21 protein-coding genes are annotated in these 22,284 nt (G+C 55.1%); 11 read left to right on the top strand and 10 right to left on the bottom strand.

Annotated elements, in window-relative coordinates; all coding sequences use genetic code 11:
* Positions 1-65 precede the first annotated feature (65 nt).
* On the top strand, positions 66-635 hold the full coding sequence (locus tag ACO0U8_RS04290; protein WP_122095801.1) for a helix-turn-helix domain-containing protein: 570 nt from the start codon (positions 66-68) through the stop codon (positions 633-635).
* A gap of 27 nt (positions 636-662) precedes the next feature.
* A complete protein-coding gene (locus tag ACO0U8_RS04285) occupies positions 663-1,199 on the top strand; it encodes a GNAT family N-acetyltransferase (protein WP_421670362.1) in 537 nt (178 codons plus the stop codon).
* 671 nt (positions 1,200-1,870) lie between these two features.
* On the opposite strand, the gene ACO0U8_RS04280 is transcribed toward ACO0U8_RS04285, so the two are convergent.
* On the bottom strand, positions 1,871-3,856 hold the full coding sequence (locus ACO0U8_RS04280; RefSeq protein ID WP_136375353.1) for a DUF4034 domain-containing protein: 1,986 nt from the start codon (positions 3,854-3,856) through the stop codon (positions 1,871-1,873).
* A gap of 846 nt (positions 3,857-4,702) precedes the next feature.
* Between ACO0U8_RS04280 and ompC the strand changes: the two genes are divergently transcribed.
* The gene (ompC, locus tag ACO0U8_RS04275; protein ID WP_056778409.1) at positions 4,703-5,830 is read left to right on the top strand and encodes a porin OmpC; all 1,128 of its coding nucleotides are present in this window, start codon (positions 4,703-4,705) and stop codon (positions 5,828-5,830) included.
* Between the two features lie 105 nt (positions 5,831-5,935).
* Here ompC and ACO0U8_RS04270 read toward each other — a convergent pair whose 3' ends face one another.
* On the bottom strand, positions 5,936-6,511 hold the full coding sequence (locus ACO0U8_RS04270; protein ID WP_421670361.1) for a TetR/AcrR family transcriptional regulator: 576 nt from the start codon (positions 6,509-6,511) through the stop codon (positions 5,936-5,938).
* A 110-nt stretch (positions 6,512-6,621) separates the two neighbouring features.
* On the opposite strand from ACO0U8_RS04270, the gene ACO0U8_RS04265 reads away from it, so the two are divergent.
* Positions 6,622-7,089 carry a DUF1348 family protein gene (locus ACO0U8_RS04265; protein ID WP_421670360.1) on the top strand — a complete coding sequence of 156 codons (468 nt, stop codon included), beginning with the start codon at positions 6,622-6,624 and terminating at the stop codon, positions 7,087-7,089.
* Positions 7,090-7,094: 5 nt separating this feature from the next.
* Here the strand turns inward: ACO0U8_RS04265 and ACO0U8_RS04260 are convergent, their stop codons facing one another.
* The 3 genes from ACO0U8_RS04260 to ACO0U8_RS04250 form a co-directional block, all read right to left on the bottom strand.
* Positions 7,095-7,481 carry a helix-turn-helix domain-containing protein gene (locus ACO0U8_RS04260; RefSeq protein WP_056778417.1) on the bottom strand — a complete coding sequence of 129 codons (387 nt, stop codon included), beginning with the start codon at positions 7,479-7,481 and terminating at the stop codon, positions 7,095-7,097.
* A gap of 515 nt (positions 7,482-7,996) precedes the next feature.
* Positions 7,997-9,769 (bottom strand): penicillin-binding transpeptidase domain-containing protein, encoded by a 1,773-nt coding sequence (locus ACO0U8_RS04255; protein ID WP_122095796.1) that lies wholly within the window; start codon positions 9,767-9,769, stop codon positions 7,997-7,999.
* Between the two features lie 220 nt (positions 9,770-9,989).
* A complete protein-coding gene (locus tag ACO0U8_RS04250; RefSeq protein ID WP_056778422.1) occupies positions 9,990-10,232 on the bottom strand; it encodes a DinI family protein in 243 nt (80 codons plus the stop codon).
* 195 nt (positions 10,233-10,427) lie between these two features.
* On the opposite strand from ACO0U8_RS04250, the gene ACO0U8_RS04245 reads away from it, so the two are divergent.
* Genes ACO0U8_RS04245 through ACO0U8_RS04230 form a run of 4 tightly spaced genes read left to right on the top strand, consistent with a single transcriptional unit; the run spans position 10,428 to position 13,971 of the window.
* Positions 10,428-10,805: a copper resistance protein gene (locus ACO0U8_RS04245; protein WP_421670359.1), complete on the top strand. Its 378-nt coding sequence runs from the start codon at positions 10,428-10,430 to the stop codon at positions 10,803-10,805.
* A gap of 55 nt (positions 10,806-10,860) precedes the next feature.
* Positions 10,861-12,900, top strand: coding sequence for a protein-disulfide reductase DsbD family protein (locus ACO0U8_RS04240; RefSeq protein WP_421670358.1), 2,040 nt, complete (start codon positions 10,861-10,863; stop codon positions 12,898-12,900).
* On the top strand, positions 12,900-13,484 hold the full coding sequence (locus ACO0U8_RS04235) for a DsbA family protein (protein ID WP_056778432.1): 585 nt from the start codon (positions 12,900-12,902) through the stop codon (positions 13,482-13,484). Before ACO0U8_RS04240 ends, ACO0U8_RS04235 begins: the two co-directional genes overlap by 1 nt.
* Positions 13,471-13,971, top strand: a complete 501-nt coding sequence (locus ACO0U8_RS04230; protein ID WP_421670357.1) for a protein disulfide oxidoreductase — start codon at positions 13,471-13,473, stop codon at positions 13,969-13,971. The genes ACO0U8_RS04235 and ACO0U8_RS04230 overlap by 14 nt, the downstream gene beginning before the upstream one ends.
* A gap of 75 nt (positions 13,972-14,046) precedes the next feature.
* On the opposite strand, the gene yejM is transcribed toward ACO0U8_RS04230, so the two are convergent.
* Together yejM and ACO0U8_RS04220 are read right to left on the bottom strand one after the other, a co-directional pair.
* Complete coding sequence (gene yejM, locus ACO0U8_RS04225) at positions 14,047-15,828, bottom strand: LPS biosynthesis-modulating metalloenzyme YejM (RefSeq protein WP_056778439.1); 1,782 nt, start codon at positions 15,826-15,828, stop codon at positions 14,047-14,049.
* A gap of 24 nt (positions 15,829-15,852) precedes the next feature.
* Positions 15,853-16,080 carry a YejL family protein gene (locus tag ACO0U8_RS04220; RefSeq protein ID WP_056778441.1) on the bottom strand — a complete coding sequence of 76 codons (228 nt, stop codon included), beginning with the start codon at positions 16,078-16,080 and terminating at the stop codon, positions 15,853-15,855.
* Between the two features lie 221 nt (positions 16,081-16,301).
* Here ACO0U8_RS04220 and yejK point away from each other — a divergent pair, with 221 nt between their 5' ends.
* On the top strand, positions 16,302-17,303 hold the full coding sequence (gene yejK, locus ACO0U8_RS04215; RefSeq protein WP_056778446.1) for a nucleoid-associated protein YejK: 1,002 nt from the start codon (positions 16,302-16,304) through the stop codon (positions 17,301-17,303).
* 125 nt (positions 17,304-17,428) lie between these two features.
* Here the strand turns inward: yejK and rplY are convergent, their stop codons facing one another.
* Both rplY and ACO0U8_RS04205 read right to left on the bottom strand, forming a co-directional pair.
* Positions 17,429-17,719 carry a 50S ribosomal protein L25 gene (gene rplY / locus ACO0U8_RS04210; protein WP_056778449.1) on the bottom strand — a complete coding sequence of 97 codons (291 nt, stop codon included), beginning with the start codon at positions 17,717-17,719 and terminating at the stop codon, positions 17,429-17,431.
* Between the two features lie 160 nt (positions 17,720-17,879).
* Positions 17,880-19,643, bottom strand: coding sequence for a DEAD/DEAH box helicase (locus ACO0U8_RS04205; protein WP_217204858.1), 1,764 nt, complete (start codon positions 19,641-19,643; stop codon positions 17,880-17,882).
* A gap of 351 nt (positions 19,644-19,994) precedes the next feature.
* On the opposite strand from ACO0U8_RS04205, the gene rsuA reads away from it, so the two are divergent.
* On the top strand, positions 19,995-20,702 hold the full coding sequence (gene rsuA / locus ACO0U8_RS04200; protein ID WP_056778457.1) for a 16S rRNA pseudouridine(516) synthase RsuA: 708 nt from the start codon (positions 19,995-19,997) through the stop codon (positions 20,700-20,702).
* Positions 20,703-20,735: 33 nt separating this feature from the next.
* Positions 20,736-21,935, top strand: a complete 1,200-nt coding sequence (locus ACO0U8_RS04195; protein ID WP_056779147.1) for a Bcr/CflA family multidrug efflux MFS transporter — start codon at positions 20,736-20,738, stop codon at positions 21,933-21,935.
* Positions 21,936-22,025: 90 nt separating this feature from the next.
* On the opposite strand, the gene ACO0U8_RS04190 is transcribed toward ACO0U8_RS04195, so the two are convergent.
* Positions 22,026-22,283 carry a hypothetical protein gene (locus ACO0U8_RS04190; protein ID WP_122095792.1) on the bottom strand — a complete coding sequence of 86 codons (258 nt, stop codon included), beginning with the start codon at positions 22,281-22,283 and terminating at the stop codon, positions 22,026-22,028.
* Between the last annotated feature and the right edge of the window lies 1 nt (position 22,284).

Genomic DNA, 22,284 nt, shown 5'->3' with positions numbered 1-22,284 from the left:
TAACTTGCCTGTTTCCCTGATAAGAGATAATTTCCCTGTATTGAGAAATCAGGCGGGGTAATGAAATGGAGAACGGGCAGGAAAGTCACGATCTGCGCCTGGCAGAAAGGCTGGCGGAATTACGCATCGCACAGGGCTGGTCGCTGGAGTCTCTGGCGCAGCGCACGGGGATCAGCCGGGCAACGCTTTCAAGGGTGGAGCGGGCAGAAACCAGCCCGACGGCGTCTGTGCTGGGTAAACTGAGTGCGGCCTACGGGCTGACCACCTCACGGCTGCTGATGGCGCTGGAAGATAATCCGCCAGAACTTATCCGCGCCGCACAGCAACCGGTCTGGCATGACCGCGAAACCGGCTTTGAGCGCCGTTCTGTGTCTGCACCGGCGCCGGGATTTCGCGCGGAGCTGATTGCCGGGCATCTTAAAGCCGGTGCCACGATTGTCTACGATTCACCGCCGGTTGCGGGTCTTGAGCAGCACATCTGGATGCTGGAAGGGCTGCTCGATTTCACACTGGATACGCGCAGTTACCGGCTCGAACCGGGCGACTGTCTGCGTTTTCATCTTCATGGTTCCTCCTCTTTTTATGTTCCGGGCCCGGCCGATGCGCGTTATGCCATCGTTATCACCCGTCCTTAAACTCTGTCAGAAATAAGGCTTAACTCTATGCAAAGTGTCAGTGAAGTAGTGATCAGTGAAGTGCAGGGCGGTGCATTGACGGTGGACGATCTGGAGACGTTAGCCGATACGCTGATGCAATCCGTCGCGCTGGGGGCGAGTATCGGTTTTGTACTGCCGTTTGGGTTTGTGCAGGCGCAGGCGTTTTGGCAAAAGTTGTTACCCGCTTTCGAGCTTGGGGAGCGGCGTTTGCTGGTGGCGCGGCTTGACGGGATCATTGTCGGAACGGTGCAACTGGTGGTTGATCAGCCTGCCAACGGCGCACATCGGGGCGATATCGTCAAACTGATGGTGCATCCCGACGGACGTCGCCGGGGCATTGCCCGCCAGCTGATGGCCTGGGCAGAAGCGCTGGCGCGGGTGGAAGGGAAAACGCTGCTGGTGCTCGATACCGTTACCGGCAGCCCGGCGCAGACGTTATATGAGGATCTCGGTTTTGTGCTGAGCGGCACAATTCCGCATTACGCGATGTCCACCACGGGGATTCTGGAATCCACGAGTGTGATGTATAAGGTGCTGGTTTAATCAAGGTCAAGTTCAAGTTCAAGTTCAAGTTCAAGTTCAAGGTCGTGGGCGTCGGCCCACACCGACTTGGGGGGGGCTTATCGCCGCCACCCCCAAGACCCCCAGGCTCTTTCACCGCGCGCTGCCGCTCGCTGGCTATATTTCAGCACCCCCGGCGATTGCCGCAAAATCCCGCTGCTGCGCAGTCCCCTCCCGTCGGGTTCCAACCCGCGCAAAAAACGCGCGGTTTTCCACCACTCCTCCGGCGTGATTTTTGAGCGCGGCTGGGAATTTTTAGGTCGAAACCTCACCCTTTTTGATTCTTTGAAAATCAAAAGCGGTCAGGAGTTTTCAGGTCGTCACCTCATCTTCTCAGATTGGTTTTTTTTGAGAGTTAGATGGCGCGCTCAAAAATCTGGCCGACCGGGGGTTCGAGACGCAGGGCTCGAATCCCGCGGGGAGGGAACCGCGCAGCGGCAAGATTTTGCGCCACATTCGGGAGTATCAGATCATGTCCGTCGACCCAGCGGCAGCGCTGGTTTAAAAAAAGCGAGGAGAGTGCAGAGAGGAAAAGCAATTTCCTCTCTGCTCGGTTTCGGCGCGAAAAGCCAGGTGAGCACCGCTATTGAAAAACCGAAATGTTCACGGTTTTGACCAGACCGTATCCGATATCTAATATCCGATAACCAATTTTACTCCGGCAACAGCCCCCTAAACCCCTGTGTCGGATCATTACCTTCAACTTTCCGCTTATCCTGCCACAGGTTCATCCGCGATCTGAGTGAGCCGTTAAGCTCATCATGCACCTGCTTAGCCGCTTCAGATTCAGGATTCAGCTCCAGTACAAACTCCATAAATTTACCGGCGATGTAACGATTTTTCTTAACGCCGGTGCCGGTCAGCCACGCCATGCCGAGGGTATAGGCCGCTTCGGCGCGATCGGGATGATCTGCGTTGTGCAAAATCTCCGGCAACCACTGCTCGGCCGCCTGACGTTTTTGGGCGTCTGAACCGTTATCAAGGGCACAACTCGCGCGCCAGTAGGCGGCAGATAAATGCCCCGCATCCATCGCACGCTGATACCACTGCATTGCCTGCTCGTAATCGGGTTCACCACCGAGGCCTTCGCGCAGGGCGTTTGCGCAGGTAAACATCGCCGGAACCATGCCGGAACGTGCTGCGCTCAGCACACAATCCATGGCGTTGCTGTCGTTGTGATACTGCGCGGGGACGTCCTGATGCCAGGTGTTGCGATAGAAAAAATACAGCTCATAACAGTGGATGGCGCTGCCGTGACGCGCCATTTCGGTCATCAGGAAATGCGCTGCATCCAGATCGTCATTGATCGCCATATCGTGTGCCAGCGTCACCAGATCTTTTGCGAAACGATCGTCGCCGGATTGCTGCATCAGCGACCAGGCGTGATCCATCAGCCCTGCGCACAGTTCCGGTTTTGCCGGTAAGCCGTATAAACCGTATCCGAGCGCGGCGGCGGCAAAGGCCACCAGCGTCGGGTGAGTCGCCTGGCTGAGGGCGCGGGTCAGCAGCGCCGTCAGCACCGGCATGCCTTCTTCGTGGCCGTTCGCCAGCACCGCACGGGAAATAAACATCGTGGCGAAATCTCCCGGCATGGCCTGCGGGCTGACGGCAAACAGTTCCTGATAGACGGCTAAACCTGCCTGATCGTCATCCTGCCAGTAGGCCACGCAGATTCCGGCCAGATCCAGCAGGCGGATACGCGTGGCCGGATCAAGAGACTGCGCGAGGAGTCCGGCAAGACGCTGTTGTAACTCAAGGGCGCGGGGCGAATCGCGGTCGGCGATATCCCCGGAGAGCGCATCGCACAGGGCGTTGGCGCGAAACTGATTACGTTCTTCTTCGCTGAATTCCGCACACAGCGGGCTGTCGATGATTAACATCTGCTGTTCATCGCTGCCGCCCCAGAAGGCGGAATGGAAAAGCAGATAAGACTCCATGGTGCCGACGTCGGCATGACGCACGGACATCGCCATGCGCAGCCAGTGATCCACCGGTTCTTCATCCGGTTTGCGGGTGTCCTGCAACGCCACCGGTAACGTCTGCGGCCACTGTGTCGCCGGTTCGAATCCGAGCGCATGAATGTGGGCGACGCCGGCCTGCCAGATTTCGCTGCCCTGAATCGAAAACTTCTCATGCAAGGGCAGCGGAACTTCACCGGCAAACAGAGATTTTAGCCAGTAGGGTTCACCGAATCCGCCGCTGAGATTCATCATATGGCGGAAGGCGTGCGTCGGGCGCTGATGCAATTCTGTCGCACGTAAAAAAGCCAGCACGGCGTAATCACAGCACAGCTGAGCACCGAGCCACTGGTGATCTTCCACTTCCTCACCGGCCGCTGTCTGGCGAATCAGCCAGGCGTTTTCATGCCAGACCATGCCGAGCAAAACGTGGGCGTGGTAACTCTGCGGACATTGCTGCGCCCAGTCGCTGAGAATTTCCAGCGCATTAAGCGGTGGAGTCTCGCTGCCGGTAAATAAGGTTGCGGGATGCATCAGCAGCCCATACACGGAATCCCCTTCAGTCTGATTCTGCCATCCACGCATCAGTGACAACAGCCACTCGTCGAGTTTCAGAAAACGGCGGGTTGCCAGCAGCATTCTGGCTTTGGATAGGGTGTCGGACTGATCCTGGTGCGGCATGAGTTTCCCTGAACGGTTGAGGAGCCTGAACTATCGTATAAAGAAGGTATTACGTGGCAACGCAGTCTAACGTTGTTATGCGCACAGGTCAGCGAGATTGCTCTGACTTTAGGTAGATCCCTTCATGCTTGCCGTGGCGAGGAGGCGGTGTCGCGTCCCGCAGCGGAAATTATGCTGGCTATAGTAACGGATCCGCTCCTGAGTGACGAACAAACCCTGCACAATTTAACGCTGAATAAACCGGCATTATTCCCGGTCTATTTCGGTATTTAGATATCGAATATTAATTAAATGGCTGTCTGAAATAAGGAGAAAGAGTGAATTAATTATGGAGGAAGAATGTCAATATGTGTAATAACCACCCGCGTTTAATATCACGCCACGCAACCATTAATCTGGAAGCAAAAAAAAACCGACCACAAAGGGCCGGCTGTTGTTTCCACAAAACGGGGGATGAGGGTAATTCAATAACAAATAATGATGATAGCGAGAAGAAGTATATATTATTGCTTGGCGTTTGCTTTATCACTTAGTGCGGTAATTATTTGGACTAAAGCAATGATTTAATTGAATTAAATTCTAATTTAGCTTTGCGTGCTTTAATTTAACAAAAATAAACAGACGTAAATTGCCTCTTTTTTAATATTTTGTCACGTCTATCAATAAATAAGAAATGTCTTAACTAACTTCGTATCATTTTCTTTCTGGCTTATTCGTCGTTATATCCAGAGAATGGGGTTGCCATGTCGGGCCAACAATTCTTAAAAAAGTTTTACCTCAGTAAAAAAGAAAAAACGATACTTTACATTCAGTGGCGCGGCTCGACACCTATCGAGGATAAATATAATGAAACTCCGTATTCTTTCGCTCATGATCCCTGCGTTATTGGTCGCAGGATCAGCCAGTGCGGCAGAAGTTTACAATAAAGATGGCAACAAACTGGACCTCTACGGTTTAGTTGACGGTTTACACTATTTTTCCAACAACGCGGGTTCTGACGGCGATCAGAGCTACATCCGTTTAGGCTTCAAAGGCGAAACGCAAATCACCGACCAGCTGACCGGCTACGGTCAGTGGGAATATCAGGTTCAGGCTAATCAGGCAGAAAGCTCTGACGATGGCGATCGCGCATTTACCCGTTACGGGTTTGCGGGTCTGAAATTTGGTGATATGGGGTCATTTGATTACGGTCGTAACAACGGCGTGCTGTATGACGTGGCCGCCTGGACCGACATGCAGCCTGAGTTCGATGGTTCCACCTACGGCGCGGATCAGTTCCTGTTCCAGCGTACTAACGGCGTCGCGACCTACCGTAACGATAACTTCTTCGGCATGGTGGATGGCCTGCACTTTGCCCTGCAATATCAGGGTAAAAACGACAGCGGCGGCGGTGAGCCGGGTACCCGTGATGTGCTGACGCAGAACGGTGACGGTTACGGCATGTCTCTGAGCTACGATATTGGCGCAGGCGTCAGCGTGGCGGGTGCCTTCTTTAACTCCGACCGTACTGACGAGCAGAATTCCGCACCGGGCATTATGGGCGAAGGTAAAAAAGCGGAAGGTTACACCGGGGGTCTGAAATATGACGCCAACAATGTGTACCTGGCGGCGATGTTCACTCAGGCATATAACGCTTCCCGCTTCGGTTCTACCGATTCAGAAGCTTACGGTTATGCCAACCAGTCTCAGGCGTTTGAAGCCTACGCCAGCTACCAGTTCGACTTTGGGCTGCGTCCGTTCGTGGCGTATAACCAAACGCGCGGTAAAGATTTAGGCACAGACCGTCTGGGCAACAACTATCAGGATCAGGATCTGGTGAAATTTGTCGATCTGGGCGCGAGCTACTACTTCAACAAAAATATGTCGGCCTACGTTGATTACAAAATTAACCTGATCGACAGCAGCACCTTCACCGATAACGCCGGTATCAATACCGATGACGTGACGGCGGTGGGTCTGGTGTATCAGTTCTAAGCGTGCCTTTCTCAGACACAGAATGACGCTCAGGATGATAAAAAAGCAGTGAAAGCGTGAGAAAAGCGCGGCCCTTACCGGCCGCGTTTTTTTATGGGCGCTGAACTACCGGGGCTGCCCGGTAAAAGCCACCAGCGTGGCTTTGAGCATGGAAAGCACTTGCGGGATGTTGCGGTTGATTTGAGCGGTCACAATGGCGCCGTCGGTTATCATCGCAATGGTCTGAGCGCTGAATGCACGCTCCGCGCTTTCAGGAAGACAGGCCGCGATGGCATCGGCCATCTGCTGTTTATGGCTGGCCGCGACGTCGAGCACCTGCGGCAGCGGTTCCGAAAATTCCAGGGCGCTGTTGATAAACGCACAACCGCGAAAATCCTCAGACTCAAACCATTCGGCCAGCGTTGCCGTCAGCGCCAGCGGAAAATCGCCGGCACACGCGTCCATTTCCTGCGCCAGTTTTGCCTCAAACCACGTCATCCACCGTTCATGCCGGTAATCGAGAAATGCGCTGACCAGCAGATTCTTACTGGCAAAATGACGATAGAACGTCACCTTGGTCACCTCGGCTTGCCTGATGATGAGGTCAATCCCCGTGGCGCGGATCCCTTCGCGGTAAAACAAGTCATGGGCGGTCAGTAAGATGCGGTCACGGGCGGGCAGGGCAGAACGATCGACAGACATTGAAAAAACCTCTGGAAATGAATGCATCGATTGTAGACAACTCTGTCTACATGCGCTAGGCTTTTGTGTAGACAGAGTTGTCTACATCCTTTCTTCCACATGAGGTACTTATGTTAACTAAACCGCCGTTACCCCCCTTTAGCCGTGAAAGCGCAATCGAAAAAATCCGTCTGGCGGAAGATGCCTGGAACAGCCGCGACCCGGTGCGGGTCAGCCAGGTTTACTCGGCGGATACCCGCTGGCGAAATCGCAGCGAATTCGTGAACGGGCAGGATGCCGTGGTGGCTTTCTTACAACGTAAATGGGCCAAAGAGCTGGAATACCGGCTGATCAAAGAGTTATGGGCGTTTGACGGTGCGCGGATTGCGGTGCGTTTTGCTTATGAATGGAAAGATGATTCGGGTAACTGGTTCCGCAGTTTCGGTAATGAGAACTGGGCGTTCAACGAGCAGGGACACATGTTTGAACGTCACGCCTGTATCAATGATTTACCGATTCAGGAAAGTGAACGCAAATTCCACTGGCCGCTGGGGCGCAGGCCGGATACGCATCCGGGCCTGACGGAGATGGGTTTTTAACAGCCTCAGGCTGATTTCTGGTGGATCAGATGCAGCGGCGGAGAAACATCGAGTTTGATGTCGGGGTTTTGGCGGAATTCATGCGGCGTTATATTAAAACGCTTGCGGAACATGTAGGTGAAATGCGACTGCGAGCCGAACCCGAAATCCATTGCGATATCAAAAATCGGTGTTTCACTGCTGCTCAGCTGATAAACAGCACTCGCCAGACGACGTTCCCTGATGTACTTCCCCAGAGAAATGCCCGTCGATTCCTTGAACAGTTTTTGCATGTGCCAGAGCGAATAGCCGGAGTACTCAGCCAGTTCTTCCAGATGGATCACACGGCCCAGATGGCCTTCGATCCATTTGCTGAGTGCGCTGACGATTGCGAGATGAATGTCTTGAGCCATAACCAGTCTGTATTGATGTCGAATAGGCCTATTATACACGACTTAGCGATGATGGCGTGGCAGGTCTTGCGGATGAGAAGGGTTCACAAAAATGGCCCGCAGATCAGAACTGCGCGTGCAGCCTGACGGGCCATGATTTACCGCAACAGCATCCAGTGAATTAATCTGGCAATGCCATCGTCCAGAAGTACGATCCCGACGAGAATAAGAACGATCAGAATAATAAAGTTCTTACGGGTTGGCATAGGGATACCTCAGTTACCAGGGGCCGCTGCCCTGCATATTCAGCGCAATAACACCCATACAGACCACTACAAATACCAGCAAAACGATAAATAGCCGCTTCATTCTTTTCTATCAGAGCCTGAGCTCTTCCTCCAGCGTGGGGCTAACCTGCAAATGACGTCACTTCTGTGCTGAAAACCTGTGTGTTTACCAGCATCAGTTTTACCAACAAATCACGCGCACGTTAACCCTATTTACCGCACAAATCCAGTGACAGCGCTGCTGCGGCGCTATCCCTCGGTGGCCGGACGTCTCACCAGATCGGTTTTCTGACCGCCGTTAATGACAGTGGTCGGCGGCGTTTCAGGCACCAGCGCATCCGGGGCGATATTCATGTGATTGAGGACTTCGCCCATGATTTGCCCGAATATCGGGCCAGCCACTGAACCCCCGAAGTGTTTACCGGCCTGCGGATTGTTGACCATCACCACCAGCGCCACGCGCGGATTACTGGCCGGTGCGACACCGGCCGTATAGTTGATGTAGCCGCCGTCATATTTGCCGCTGCTGCCCATTTTTTCTGCCGTACCGGTTTTGATCGCTAAACGATAACCAGGAACCGCGGCACTGAGGCCGGAGCCGCCGGGCAGGGCGTCGCTTTCCATCATATGAATGACGGTTCTCACCACGTCAGCAGACATGATCCGGGTACCCAGTACCGGAGGCGTCACTTTGGTGATCGACAGCGGGCGATAAATCCCTTCTGAGCCAATCGTGGCGTACTCGCGGGCGATTTGTAGCGGCGTCACGCGCAGGCCATAACCGAACGAGAAGGTGGCGCGCTCGATGTCTGCCCAGCGTTCACGGTGCGCCGGGAAATAACCGCTGCTTTCGCCGCCGATACCCAAGTCTGTGGGTTTGCCCAGCCCGAACGACTGGTAGAGTTGCACCAGCACGTTGGCCGGCATTGCCAGAGCGATATGGGACACCGCGATGTCGCTGGATTTTTGCAAAATACCGGTGATGGTCAGGGCAGGCCAGTGGCCGACGTCTTTGATCAGGTGGCCGTTAACGGTGTAGGGGTGGGTATCGAGAACGGAATCAGGGCGGATCATCCGCCGTGCCAGACCGGCCATCACCACCAGCGGTTTCACGGTAGAACCTGGCTCGAAGCTGTCACTGATGGCGACGTTACGCATGTCTTTGACCGCGACACCGGCATAGTTGTTCGGGTTGTAGGAGGGGAACGACGCCATCCCTAAAATTTCGCCGGTATTGACGTCCACCAGCACGGCGGCGCCAGATTCCGCCTGGTTGAGCAGAACGCCGGTGCGCAGACGCGAGTAAAGAACGTACTGCATAAAGCTGTCGATGCTCAGATTGATGGTCGGCGGTTGTTGCGGAGCGACCTCTTTGAGCACGCCAATGACGTTACCGTGGCGATCCTGACGGTATTCACGCATTCCCGGCTTGCCTTCCAGCAGCGCATTGAACCCTTTTTCGATGCCGTTCAGCCCTTCATTGTCGGTGCCAACCACCCCGACCAGGTTGGCCGCGGCTTCGCTCATCGGGTAGTAGCGGCTGTCATCGTGAATACTGCTGATGCCGCCGAGATGCAACTGACCGATATCTTCGGCAATGCCTTCTTCAATTTTGCGACCAAGGTAGACAAAGCGGCGCTGCGGATCGCTGTTGATGGTTTGCTGCAACTGCGAAAGCGGCATATTGAGCGCAGAGGCCAGATATTGCCATTTCGGACTGTTCAAATCGCTGTGCAATTCGAGGATGCGGAACGGGTCGGCCACGATGTCTTTCGATGCGACGCTTAACGCCAGCGGGTGGCCGTTACGGTCGGAGATCGTGCCACGTACGGCAGGAATGACGTTGGAACGCAGCGAGCGGGAGTCGGCTTCTTTCTCGAGCATCGGCTGATTCAGCAGCTGTAAATATCCCACCCGGCCAAGCAGAAGTGCCATACAACAGACGATGCCCAGACAAATCAGCGCAAAGCGCTTGGCATAAAAGTGGGGTTGGGCGCTGGATTTTTTTGAGCTCGGTGGCATGGCGGTTTCGCAAAGTCATGAATGCATTTGAAGCGAAAAGCGAGGAGGCGGGGACAATAAAAACCGGATAATTCTCTCCAGTCTGTACCCAATATAATGCGACTCATCGCTCTGATTGATAATGAATTTCGTATATCACCGACATCTTATATTAAGCCAAAGGCATGGATTGTTTATTTCAATTGCGCTTTGTAAGCAAGTGCAACGGCAAAGCCCGTTTTTATTCCACCGACAGCCATTCATCCGCTTCTTCGAACATTTCCTCTAACATTTGATTTAATTGTGAGCGTTCCTGCTTACTGGCCCCGTGGGTATTCAGGCCGTTCGCCTGCATAGGCTTCACTTTGACTTCCGCGTCAGGAAACATTCGGTGAACACGTTTCGCCAGCTCGGCTTCAATTTTTTCACTGGCGTTTGGGATGCCGGAGACATTCCGTTTGTCAAAAATCAGTTCAACCCGCATAACTTTCCTCGTGATTATTGTGTGTGATTAACTGGCTAAATATACAGTAACTGACCGGTCTGCTCTAGCGATTTTTGACCCTGGAGGTGGAATCAGATTCACCTTTTTCAGCGTAAATTCATGTAATTCGCCAACCATAACCCTTGTGAATGTTTTCCTGGCCGCTAGAATGGCGGCGAACTGTACGAGGGAAATGTGGATAAACAACGGCGTTCAGCACTGATTTTCTTTTGCCTGGCCTGTCTCGTCATACTGACTTGTATGACGCAGCGCATTGCCGGGCTGAACGCGTTATCTGCCATTTTGAATCAGCCTCTTGTGACGCAACCCACGTCTTCTGCACTGGCTGAAAAGCCTGCCGGGGTGGAAACCCTCCCCACACCCTGCGAACTGAGCAGTAAATCACTGCTTTCTGTTCCGCCTCTCCTCCTGGAATTTGCGTTGCTGGCGCTGAGCCTGCTGCTGGCCTTTTTGTCACGCGGCACGATGGCAGCCATTCGCTTACGTCTCCCCGACGCCGTGCCGGTGCCCCGATTGCGGGTGCATCTGCGGCTGTGCGTTTTCCGGGAATAAAAATACACCTGCGTTGTTCAACGGAAGGTGACCTTTTTATTTTTGGAGAAAATCTATGCGAAGTTTATTCAGGGCGGCGTTTGGCTGCTTTCTGATGCTCTGGCTGCACGCCGGAACAGCAGCCGATTCCGGCTGGCTGCAAAGTCCGCAAAATACACATGCCAGGGTGCGTTTACAGGCGCAGCCTGCGGATGGCATGGCCGGCGAAACCCGAATGCTGCTGTCGGTCAGTCTGGGAAAAGGCTGGAAAACCTACTGGCGCTCGCCCGGTGAAGGGGGCATTGCGCCGTCCGTCAGCTGGGAAAGCGAGGCTGTCGCCGGTGCCGTGACCTGGTTCTGGCCGACGCCGTCGCGGTTTGACGTGGCGGGCATCACCACGCAGGGCTATCACGATAACGTCGATTTGCCGCTGATCATCAGCGCTCAGGTGCCTGAGAAACTTGCCGGTACACTGACGCTGCCGGTGTGCAGCAACGTCTGTATTCTGACTGATTTTCCCTTCAGCCTTGAGCCCGGCGCGGGCGCTGACCGTGAGGATTTTGCCCGCCAGTTTGCCATCGCAATGGGAAAAGTGCCTATTGCACAAGGGCTGACAGACCGCGCCTCGGCAGGTTATCGCACGGGCAGCCTGCTGATTTCTGCTCATCGCGAGCAGGGCTGGCAAAACCCTGAGCTGTTTATTGATACGCTCGACGGCAGTGCGTTTGGTAAGCCGGTCGTGAAGGTGGACGGGGCGCAGTTACAGGTCACGCTGCCGGTGACTGACGAGTGGGGCGATGTGGCCGGGGATCTGCGCGGCAAAAGCGTCAGCGTGGTGCTGGCAGACAGCGGCCTTGCCCAGCAGCTTAACCTGAACGTCGGGGCGCTGCCCGCGCCCGCAGGCCGCGGTGCGGTGCTGTGGCAGATCGCGCTGATGGCGCTGGCGGGCGGATTTATTCTCAATCTGATGCCGTGCGTGTTGCCGGTGCTGGGGATGAAACTCGGCACAATTTTGCAGGTGGAACACCGTGACCGGCAACGCGTCCGGGTGCAGTTTCTGGCCTCATCCGCCGGGATTATCACGTCGTTCCTCGCGCTGGCGTTACTGATGACGGTGCTGCGCGCCACGAATCAGACGCTGGGGTGGGGCATTCAGTTTCAGAACCCATGGTTTATCGGGCTGATGGTGACGGTCACCGCGCTGTTCACCGCCAATCTGCTGGGCCTGTTTGAGATCACGCTGCCTTCCCGCCTGACCACGCGGCTGGCGACGCAAAAACGCAGCGGTTTAGCCGGTCATTTTGCCGAAGGCGCCTTCGCCACCTTGCTGGCAACGCCGTGCTCTGCGCCGTTCCTCGGCACCGCCGTGGCTTTTGCGCTGGCGGCTTCGTTGCCGGTGTTGTGGGGATTATTTCTGATGCTGGGAATGGGCATGAGCCTGCCGTGGCTGATGATCGCCCTCTGGCCGGGGCTGGCGTTGCGGCTTCCGCGCCCTGGCCGCTGGATGCTGCGTGTGCGGATGGCGCTCGGTGCGCTGATGCTCGCGGCCTGCCTGTGGCTGCTCAGCCTGTTGCAAAACCATCTGCCCGAACGCGGGGCAATGGTCATCGCCGGGGTTCTGCTGCTGATACTGGTGGTGGCCAGCGCACGTCGTTATGGCCTGCGCGCTGCGGCAATCGCCAGCGGTGCCGGGCTGGTGGTGGGGCTGGCGCTCTTCTTCAGCCTCTCCTGGAACGCCGGTATCCACCCCCCGCGGGATGAAATTCGCTGGCAGCCGCTGTCAGAGCAGGCGATTCGTGATGCGCTGGCAGAGAAAAAAGTGGTGTTTGTGGATGTTACCGCTGACTGGTGTGTGACCTGTAAAGCCAATAAATACAATGTCCTGCTGCGTGATGATGTGCAGCAGGCGCTGACGGACAAACAGGTCGTCGCCCTGCGCGGTGACTGGAGTTTGCCATCGCCCTCCATCAATGAATTTTTGCAAAAGCGCGGCAGCGTCGCCGTACCCTTCAATCAAATTTATGGCCCGCAGCGGCCTGATGGCGAGATTCTGTCGCCGCTGCTGACCCGCGAAGCCGTGTTAAAGGGGCTGAAAAATGCCCAGGGAACTGAATAATGAAAATGTTAATGCTGATACTGATGATGGTGATGTCGCCCGCTGTGCTGGCGATGACGCCGGAAGAGACGCTGTTCAACAATCCGGCCACGCCGCACTTTGGTGCCAAAAATCCCCGGCTGACGATCGTGTCATTTACCGATTACAACTGCCCGTACTGCAAACAGTTTGATCCGCTGCTCGCACGCGTCGTGAAGGAAAATCCGCAAGTGGCGGTGGTGATCAAGTTGCTGCCTTTTCGCGGTGCCAGCTCGATCATTGCCGGTCGCGCGGCGATGACCGTCTGGGAGCAGCATCCGGACAAGTTTCTGGCTGTACATCAGCGCCTGATGTCCAAAAAAGGGCCGCATGACGAGGCCAGTGCCGTGGAGGCGGTGAAAAGTGTCGGACTGGCGCCGATCACCGTTACGCCAGCCAGTTATCTTGAGCTGAAAACCAACGTGGAAATCGCGGAAGTGCTGGGCATTCAGGGGACGCCAGCCACGATCATTGGCGATCAGCTGGTGGCGGGTGCGATCAGCTGGGAAGATCTGAACAAACTGGTGAAAGAGCAGCTGGCGAAGGCACAACATGACAAAACTTAAGCGCCGGTTACGCGAAGGGGCGGTGATGGCGCTGCTGATCCTTGCCGTGACGTCCGGCATGGATTTTCTGCGGGCGCCGCAGGCTCCGGCGAATTTCGGCAATCAGGCCCTGCAAACTCTGGAGGGGCAACGCATCACGCTGCTCGAACAAAGCCAGCAGCGGCCGCTGCTGGTCTACTTCTGGGCGACGTGGTGCGGGATCTGCAAGATGACCACGCCGGGGGTGGCAACGCTGGCGCAAGAGGGCGGGAATGTGATCACCGTGGCGCTGCGTTCGGGCGATGCGGCAAAAATTCAGCAGTATCTGACCGCGAAACATTCCGTCATGCCGGTGGTTAATGATCCGCGCGGCGAGATCTCGTCGCAGTGGGATGTGGGCGTGACGCCGACGTTTGTGATCATCAGCAAAGGCGAGGTGGTCAGCACCACCACCGGCTGGACGTCTTCATGGGGGCTGAAAGCCAGACTATGGTGGGCGGGGCTGTAAACCGCCCGCGCCACTGACAAACAAAAAGGCCTTCACTGACGCATCGGTGAAGGCCTTTTTCTCAACGCAGGCTAATCAGTTAGCCAGGAAACGTTTCTCGTCTGTCAGTACCTGCAGCAGCAGGCTGAGTTCAGGTTTCTGATCTTTAATGTGTTTGCCGTTGGCGTCGAAGGCGCGGTAATCCCCGTCGCTTTCCAGTTCCAGCGTCTGGTCCGGCGTGGTAATGACCAGCGTGCCATCGTCACTGGTGGTCACCCAGTTGTGGCGACGTTTCGCAGCAAACAAATCTTCACCCTGCGAGTAATCCGCCGGCGATGTGGTGACGTGCAACAGGCGCTGCATCAGCGTGGTCATCACATCGGCATGTGCCGTCAGCTTATCGATATTCTGTGCCGGTGTGCCCGGCCAGTGAATGATCAGCGGCACCTGCAACTGCTGGCGGTTCATGGCATTGCCTGAACCCCAGGTACCGTTCTCATTGAATTCAATGCCGTGCGACGCGGTGATCACTACCACGGTTTTATCCAGCTCACCGCGATCTTTTAGCGATTGCAGGATAGCCGTGATTTGCTGATCGACGCTTTGCGCGCCGCGCTGGTAACGGTGAATAAAGGTATTCCCCACCGGCACGCTGTCGCCGTTCTGACGCAACGAAGCACTGATGCCGTTCAGATTCACGTAGGAGAACCACGGGCCATTGCCGCGCACGTTCAGCCATTGTTGCCACTGCGCCACCGTCTGTTGATCGGACTGTTTCACCGGCGCTGGCAGCGTAAAGTCGGTCAGTAATGCCTGACGGTACAGCGGATTATCAAAGCCGTCGGAGGCAAACAGGCCAAACTCGTAGCCCTGCTGTTCCAGCGAGGTCACCAGCGCAGAAGGTTTACGGGCAGCGAGAATGCCCTGCATATACGTCGGCGAGATGCCGTAGAACAGGCCGAACTGGCCGGTATCATCACGATTACCGGAGCTGAAATGCTGCTCAAAACGGATGTTCTGTTTGGCAAAATCGTTCAGTGCAGGCATGTCCTTATCCAGCGTGGAAGTATGCACGCCGTCCAGCACCACCATCAGAAGATTGTATTTGGTGCCGGTATTGCGGAACGTGATGCTGTTGAGCGGGTATTCCACCGCCAGCGCTTCCGGATTTCCCTGCTCGATAAGGCGCCGCTGGTACTCTTCGGCGTTCAGCAGACCATGTTTTTCAAGGAATTTGCGCGCGGTCATCGGGTAAGAGAGCGGCAGATTTGAACGCTGCATGGTGATCGGGCGATAGAAATTGGCATCCGCCCAGATATACATCAGGTGCGAAGCAAAGAAGCTGACGATAAACAGCACGACGATGGGTTTGGCAAAATTGCGGCGGTTGAGGCTGCGCAGCTTTTGCCATGCCCAGGTACCGAACAGCATTTCGAGCAGGAAAATCACCGGCACGGCAATAAACATCAGCTGCCAGTCGCGCGCCATCTCGCCCCGTCCGGGGTTGACGACCAGTTCCCAAACCACAGGATTGATGTGCAGGTGGAAACGGGTAAAGACCTCGGTATCCACCAGCACCAGCGTAAGCCCGGCAGTCGCCAGTATCGCTGACAGGAACCGCAACAGCCTTTGCGACATCACCACGAAGGTCAGCGGGAAGATGATCAGCAGATAGGCGGCGAAACCGATAAAACTGAAATGCCCAAGCCAGCTGACCAGCGCGTAAATGCGCCCTTGCAGGGAAGAAGGCCAGTCAGAAACAAACAGGTAGCGGCTGCCGATCCCAAGAATGAGCAGGATATTAAACAGGGCGAACCAGTGCCCCCAGCTGATCATCTGGGAAACTTTTTCGCGATAGCGCTGACTATTTGTCACCATGAGAGGTATTGGGCAAGTAATGGATTAATGGGCTTTATCTTCTCTTATCGACGCTTGCAAGGCATTAGCAAAAGACTGTGATAACGCTTTGCGCTGTGCAGGAGCGACGCTGGTATTAATCAGGTTAGTCACCATATTGCCCAGAACCATCAGAGAAAGATCGGTTGGGGCGCGGTGCTTTTCAAGAACGGTTGCCAGCTCGGAAAGGAGCTGTTCAACATGTTCGTCACTGTAACGGGATGATTGTGCCATAGAGTATTGTGCTTCTTGATCTGACAAAGTCCAATATCTTAGCTGATCACGGCATCAGTTTCCGCATTTTTATAACGGAGATAACGTTCCGGTATTGATCGCATCTATTAATCAGTGTTTCAGCGGCGGGAGTGGTTGCGGCTTTGGCGCTTCAGTGTTTGAATACGCCCCGCAGGCAAACCCCCCTTATACGGCTGCATTTCTAACAGGAGAAAGTCCCCATGAGTCTGGATATCGAGCAGATCGCTCTGCACCAGTTGAACAAACGCGATGAGCAAACGCTGGATGTTGTGCTGCGCGACACGCTTTTGACGCCAAATGCTGCCGTTGATGAAATGATGGCGGAATTGCACCGCGTCTACAGTGCAAAAAGCAAAGCGTACGGTCTGTTCAACGAAGACAGCGAGCTGGCCGTTGCACTGCGTGGCTGCCGCAAAGGGGACGATGATTTCCTGTCATTCAGCCGCGCCGCCACCGGCCGCCTGCGTGACGAGCTGGCTAAATATCCGTTCGCCGAAGGCGGCGTGGTGCTGTTTTGCCATTATCGCTTCCTGGCGGTGGATTATTTACTGGTCGCGGTGCTGAACAGCCGCAGCAGTATGCGCGTGAATGAGCAACTGGATGTGAGCAGTATTCATTATCTGGACATCAACCATGCGGACATCGTGGCGCGTGTCGATCTGACCGAATGGGAAACCAATCCTGAATCCACCCGTTATCTGACGTTCCTTAAAGGTCGGGTAGGGCGCAAAGTTTCTGACTTCTTCATGGATTTCCTCGGCGCGTCCGTGGGTCTGGACACCAAAGCGCAAAACCGTGGTTTGTTACAGGCGGTGGATGATTTCTGTACCGAAGCGCAGCTCGATAAAAATGAGCGTCAGAATTACCGTCAGCAGGTTTACACCTACTGTAATGAGCAGTTGCAGGCAGGCGAAGAAATCGCCCTGGATGATTTGTCCGAAGAGCTGCCGCCGTGGAATGACAAGAAATTTAAAGAGTTTACTCAGGAGCAGGGATACGCGCTGGAAGAGACGTTCCCGGCGGACCGCAGCACCCTGCGTCAGCTGACCAAATTCGCCGGCAGCGGCGGCGGTCTGAGCATTAATTTCGATGCCATGCTGATGGGCGAACGTATTTTCTGGGATCCGGCGACCGATACGCTGACCATTAAAGGTACGCCACCCAATCTGCGGGATCAGTTGCAGCGTAAAAGCGGGAAGTAATTCCCGATCCTCTCCCTGGTGAAAGGGGAGAAAAGCTGAACAGCGCCCAATAAAAAACACCGCCTGAGCGGTGTTTTTTATTTGTTCTCGCACGGCGTCCCGATGCGCAACAACTCAGTCAGCGATTAAACGCGAACGAAGTCGATGTGAGCCAGTTTTGGCTTGAACGGGTGGCGCTGAACAGCCTGAACTTTAACTTTGGTTTCTTTACCGTCGACAACCAGAGTAATAGCTTCAGAGTAGAACTCCGCTTTAACTTCCATGTTCTTAACAGAATCATGGTCCAGTTTGATTGAAACTGGAGCAGCTGAGCCACCGTAAATGATAGCTGGGAATTTGTTTTCTAAACGCAGGCGGCGGCTCGCACCTTTGCCCTGCTCTGCTTCCGGACGTACTTCAACATTGATAGTGAACATTGTATGTTTCTCTATTAGCACTACTTCTAAGATTTGCCCCGCCACCTGCGACCGAGTGACGAGTTGAGTATTACGGCTTCCACACAAGGCGAAAGCGGGCGGTATGATACCGGAGCAGGGCGGTGGCAGCAATATAAATAGCCAGGATCCGCTTATTTACTCACCCGCGCAGTTCGTTGGCACGCCGGTATCGCCCCTCATAATCAAACATTTTCTCCCGCACCTGCCAGAACTGACCCTTCATGCGGGCCACCACGAAATCCGGGTGGCGCAGTAAAACCTGCAGCGCGACGATATCCGCCGCCGTCTGCCATTCCAGCGGCACACCCGGCGCGCGCTGGTGAGGGCGCAGGAAATTGTGCAAAAACGCCATGCGTTGGGCGGGCGTGCTGAGACGGTAACGTTCGGAGACATCCGCACCGTCTTCATCGTAATAGGTGATTTTCAGCCATTCACCTTTATCGTCGCGCCCGTGTTCCAGATTCATGCCGCTGCAGCGCAGCACCAGCGCATCTTTCAGGCGCAGTGCGGCTTTCAGCATATCGTCCGGATCGACCAGAATTTCCTGGCACTGGTGGCAACGCCGCGCGGCGATATCGTTTTCCGCGCCGCAGTGCGGGCAACTTTTAAAGCGGAAACGGAAATCGCACTGCTCGCGGTTGCCCTCGTCATCTTCCAGCACGCCCTGACAGCGGCGGCCAAAATGTTCGATGATCGTGCCGTCTTCGGTGGTTTTCCCCCAGAAGATATTGGCGAAGCCGCAGGCGGGGCAGAAGACCTGCACCGGTTTGTTATCGCCCGCCGGTTTATGGCTGCCGACTTCCGGCGTGAAAAGATCGTGCGGGTTTCCGGCGTAATCGAGGATCAGGCAATCGGTTTTACCCGGCGCCAGACGCAGCCCGCGCCCGACGATTTGCTGATACAGGCTGACCGATTCCGTCGGACGCAAAATGGCGATCAAGTCTACGTGCGGGGCGTCAAAACCGGTGGTCAGCACTGAGACGTTCACCAGATAGCGTAACTGCTGCGCTTTAAATGCCGTGATCAGCCGGTCGCGTTCGACGGCGTGCGTTTGGGCGCTGATAAGCGCCGCCTCGCCTTTGGGCAGCAGGCCAAAAATCTCACCGGCATGTTCCACGGTGGAGGCAAAAATCATCACGCCTTTGCGATCCTGCGAGAACTCCACGATCTGGCTGATGATGTGTGGCGTGATACGTTTTTGCTGGCGCAGTTCGTTGTTCAGATCTGCTTCGCTGAACAGCCCGTTGCTGTTGGCCTGCAACCGGCTGAAATCGTAACTCACCACCGGCATATCGAGCCGCTCAGGGGGCACCAGAAAGCCGTTTTTGATCATGTAACGTAAAGGCAGTTCATAGATGCAGTCGCGGAACAGGCTGTTGGCATCGCCGCGCACCATGCCCTGATGGTGGTACTGATAAATCCAGCCTTTGCCGAGACGGTAAGGCGTGGCCGTCAGCCCGAGCAGGCGCAGGCGCGGGTTTTGCGCTTTCAGGTGGGTAATGATTTGCTGATACTGACTGGTGTCATCGTCAGAAATGCGGTGGCATTCATCGACGATCAGCAGGGAAAACTCACCGCTGAACGCGGCCAGATTGGGGGCCACGGACTGCACGCTGCCGAACACCACTTTACCGCTGCTTTGTTTGAGGTTCAGCCCGGCGGCGAAGATATCCGCTTCCAGCCCGTAGGACAGGTATTTACTGTGATTCTGGGCCACCAGTTCTTTCACATGCGCCAGCACCAGCACACGGCCACGTGCGACGCGGGCGAGTTCGGCAATCACCAGGCTTTTTCCCGCGCCGGTAGGCAGTACGATCACCGCCGGTTCATCGTGCTGACGGAAATGACGCAGCGTGGCGTCCACGGCATCTTGCTGATAGGGGCGGAGCGTAAAAGCAGTCACGGGTCGGCCATCACCTGTTCATTTACATGTTAATAAATACAGTGGTGGAGTATGCCAAGAAATCTGCCGCATGGCGATGAGCAATCAAATCACGCCGTGGGAATGTGTAGCCTGCTTATTTTTATGCTTTCCTCCTAGGATGCGTCGCTAAGCGCGGCTATACTCTCTGTCTCAATGCGGCAGTGCATCTGCCCCCTCGAAGTAATAATCACGTTTTGCAGTTATTGCGAATTGAAAGTATTACGAATCGAACAACCCTGAACCCTGTCAGTTGCTTGAATGCGGCGGCGGGGTCTTGTGTTTTATCAGTAACGCGATCACTCAGATCGCCATGTAAGGCAAGCCGATCCAATGCGTCTGGACAAGTTTTTATCTCAGCAATTAGGTGTAAGCCGCGCGCTCGTTCTGCGTGAGCTTCGCAACAAACGTGTCACCGTTGACGGTGAAATCGTCAAAACCGGCGCGATGAAAATCAGCCCCGAGCAGCGTGTCGAATTCGACGGTAACGTGCTGGATCAAATCACCGGTCCGCGTTATTTCATGCTTAATAAGCCGCAGGGCTATGTCTGTTCCACCGATGATCCCGATCACCCGACCGTGCTGTACTTCCTCGAAGAGCCGGTGGCGTACAAACTGCATGCCGCAGGGCGTCTGGATATCGACACTACCGGTCTGGTGTTAATGACCGACGACGGCCAGTGGTCGCACCGCATTACGTCTCCGCGCCATCAGTGCGAAAAAACCTATCTGGTGACGCTCGAAAATCCGCTGGCGGATGACACTGCCGCACAGTTTGAAGCGGGCGTTCAGCTGCACAACGAAGATTCCCTGACCAAACCGGCACAGCTTGAGCAAGTCGATGAGCGCGTGGTGCGTCTGACCATCAGCGAAGGCCGTTACCATCAGGTTAAACGCATGTTTGCCGCCGTGGGCAACCACGTTGTGGCACTGCACCGCGAACGCATTGGCGGGATTGTGATGGATGAAGATTTGGAGCCAGGCCAGTATCGTCCGTTAACTGAGCAGGAAATTGCCAGCGTTGGCATGCCCCCGCGGTAGTTTTTTCATTATCTGATTAATTTGGTGGTGAACGTGCAGGAAAAACCGGTATCCCATATTGGATTAATTTTCATTCTGGGATTGATATCGATGCTGATGCCATTGGCTATCGATATGTATCTGCCAAGTATGCCCGTGATTGCGCAGGAATATGGTGTTCCGGCGGGCAGTGTGCAAATGACCCTCAGCGCGTATGTGCTGGGTTTTGCGATAGGGCAGCTGTTTTACGGGCCGATGGCAGACAGCCTCGGGCGTAAACCGGTGATCTTCTGGGGCGTGATGATCTTTGCGGTGGCGGCCGGAGCCTGTGCGATGGCGCAGTCGGTCGAGCAACTGGTCTGGATGCGTTTCCTGCACGGCTTAGCCGCAGCGGCGGCCAGCGTGGTGATCAACGCTCTGATGCGCGATATGTTCACCAAAGACGAGTTCTCGCGGATGATGTCTTTCGTGGTGCTGGTGATGACCGTCGCGCCGCTGCTTGCTCCGATGCTGGGCGGCGTGCTGATGGTGCTGTTCAGCTGGCACGCGATATTCTGGGCGATGGCCATTGCGGCACTGATCGCAGCGACGCTGGTCGCGGTGTACATCAAAGAAACATTACCCAAAGAGCGAAGACAAAAATTCCATTTACGCACCAGCGTGGGCAACTTTGTCTCACTGTTCCGTCATAAACGCGTGCTCAGTTATATGCTGGCGAGTGGTTTCTCCTTCGCCGGGATGTTCTCTTTTCTCAGCGCCGGTCCGTTTGTCTATATCGAGCTGAACGGAGTTTCACCGCAGAATTTCGGCTTTTACTTTGCGCTCAATATTGTGGCGCTGGTGATCCTGACGCTTATCAACAGCCGTAACGTTCGCCGCGCAGGTGCCGTCAAAATGTTCCGTTTTGGCCTGTTTGTGCAGCTGGCGATGGGTATCTGGCTGGTCGTGGTTTGCCTGCTCGGTCTGCCGTTCTGGGCGATGGTGATGGGCGTGGCGGGGTATGTCGGCGTGATTGCCATGGTGACGTCTAACGCCATGGCGGTGATCATGGATGACTTTCCGCATATGGCCGGTACCGCGGCCTCTCTGGCCGGGACGATTCGTTTCGGCACCGGTGCGGCGATTGGTTCCATTCTGTCACTGTTTACCGCGAAAAGTGCCTGGCCGATGGTCGGTTCAATGGCGTTTTGCGTGATTGCGGCCACCTTGCTGTACCTGTACGCGAGCCGCCCGCAGCCCCAAAAAGCATCATAAGAGCCGTAGCAGACGCGACCAAAAATAAAGGCTGGCTAAATAGTATTATTTAGCCAGCCTTTTTCTGCCGTTCAATATCAGTAAGTCAGCTTACTTTTGATTAAAGGTATTAAGCCGCTCAATACTGGATTTATACCCCAGTACCACATATGCCACCTGTGCCTCGACACCGGCGATCAGTGCATCTCTTTCTTCGGGCGTGATTTTATTTTTACGCGCAGCAAGCGCGACTTTCTGCATGGACTGCACGGCTTCATCCATCTCTTTCTGGAAGACTTTGACTGCCTCCAGCGTGGGCTCATTCTTTACCACTGTCAGCGCCTGATCGGCAGAATCACGGATAGCCATG

It is taken from the genome of Rahnella sp. EDr1-12 (assembly GCF_049206505.1).
GTDB lineage: Bacteria > Pseudomonadota > Gammaproteobacteria > Enterobacterales > Enterobacteriaceae > Rahnella > Rahnella rivi.
Note: the sequence above shows the minus strand (reverse complement) of the source record. Positions and strands in the feature narration are given on the sequence as shown.

What these genes read in the sequence shown, in the direction of transcription:
- ACO0U8_RS04265 (WP_421670360.1), top strand. Translation starts at nt 6,622, where the DNA reads ATGTTAACTAAACCGCCGTTACCCCCCTTTAGCCGTGAAAGCGCAATC.
- yejK (WP_056778446.1), top strand. Translation starts at nt 16,302, where the DNA reads ATGAGTCTGGATATCGAGCAGATCGCTCTGCACCAGTTGAACAAACGC.
- yejM (WP_056778439.1), bottom strand. Translation starts at nt 15,828, where the DNA reads ATGGTGACAAATAGTCAGCGCTATCGCGAAAAAGTTTCCCAGATGATC.
- ACO0U8_RS04240 (WP_421670358.1), top strand. Translation starts at nt 10,861, where the DNA reads ATGCGAAGTTTATTCAGGGCGGCGTTTGGCTGCTTTCTGATGCTCTGG.
- ACO0U8_RS04290 (WP_122095801.1), top strand. Translation starts at nt 66, where the DNA reads ATGGAGAACGGGCAGGAAAGTCACGATCTGCGCCTGGCAGAAAGGCTG.
- ACO0U8_RS04285 (WP_421670362.1), top strand. Translation starts at nt 663, where the DNA reads ATGCAAAGTGTCAGTGAAGTAGTGATCAGTGAAGTGCAGGGCGGTGCA.
- ACO0U8_RS04250 (WP_056778422.1), bottom strand. Translation starts at nt 10,232, where the DNA reads ATGCGGGTTGAACTGATTTTTGACAAACGGAATGTCTCCGGCATCCCA.
- ACO0U8_RS04270 (WP_421670361.1), bottom strand. Translation starts at nt 6,511, where the DNA reads ATGTCTGTCGATCGTTCTGCCCTGCCCGCCCGTGACCGCATCTTACTG.
- ACO0U8_RS04260 (WP_056778417.1), bottom strand. Translation starts at nt 7,481, where the DNA reads ATGGCTCAAGACATTCATCTCGCAATCGTCAGCGCACTCAGCAAATGG.
- ACO0U8_RS04220 (WP_056778441.1), bottom strand. Translation starts at nt 16,080, where the DNA reads ATGGCACAATCATCCCGTTACAGTGACGAACATGTTGAACAGCTCCTT.
- rsuA (WP_056778457.1), top strand. Translation starts at nt 19,995, where the DNA reads ATGCGTCTGGACAAGTTTTTATCTCAGCAATTAGGTGTAAGCCGCGCG.
- ACO0U8_RS04255 (WP_122095796.1), bottom strand. Translation starts at nt 9,769, where the DNA reads ATGCCACCGAGCTCAAAAAAATCCAGCGCCCAACCCCACTTTTATGCC.
- ACO0U8_RS04190 (WP_122095792.1), bottom strand. Translation starts at nt 22,283, where the DNA reads ATGGCTATCCGTGATTCTGCCGATCAGGCGCTGACAGTGGTAAAGAAT.
- ACO0U8_RS04280 (WP_136375353.1), bottom strand. Translation starts at nt 3,856, where the DNA reads ATGCCGCACCAGGATCAGTCCGACACCCTATCCAAAGCCAGAATGCTG.
- ACO0U8_RS04230 (WP_421670357.1), top strand. Translation starts at nt 13,471, where the DNA reads ATGACAAAACTTAAGCGCCGGTTACGCGAAGGGGCGGTGATGGCGCTG.
- rplY (WP_056778449.1), bottom strand. Translation starts at nt 17,719, where the DNA reads ATGTTCACTATCAATGTTGAAGTACGTCCGGAAGCAGAGCAGGGCAAA.
- ACO0U8_RS04235 (WP_056778432.1), top strand. Translation starts at nt 12,900, where the DNA reads ATGAAAATGTTAATGCTGATACTGATGATGGTGATGTCGCCCGCTGTG.
- ompC (WP_056778409.1), top strand. Translation starts at nt 4,703, where the DNA reads ATGAAACTCCGTATTCTTTCGCTCATGATCCCTGCGTTATTGGTCGCA.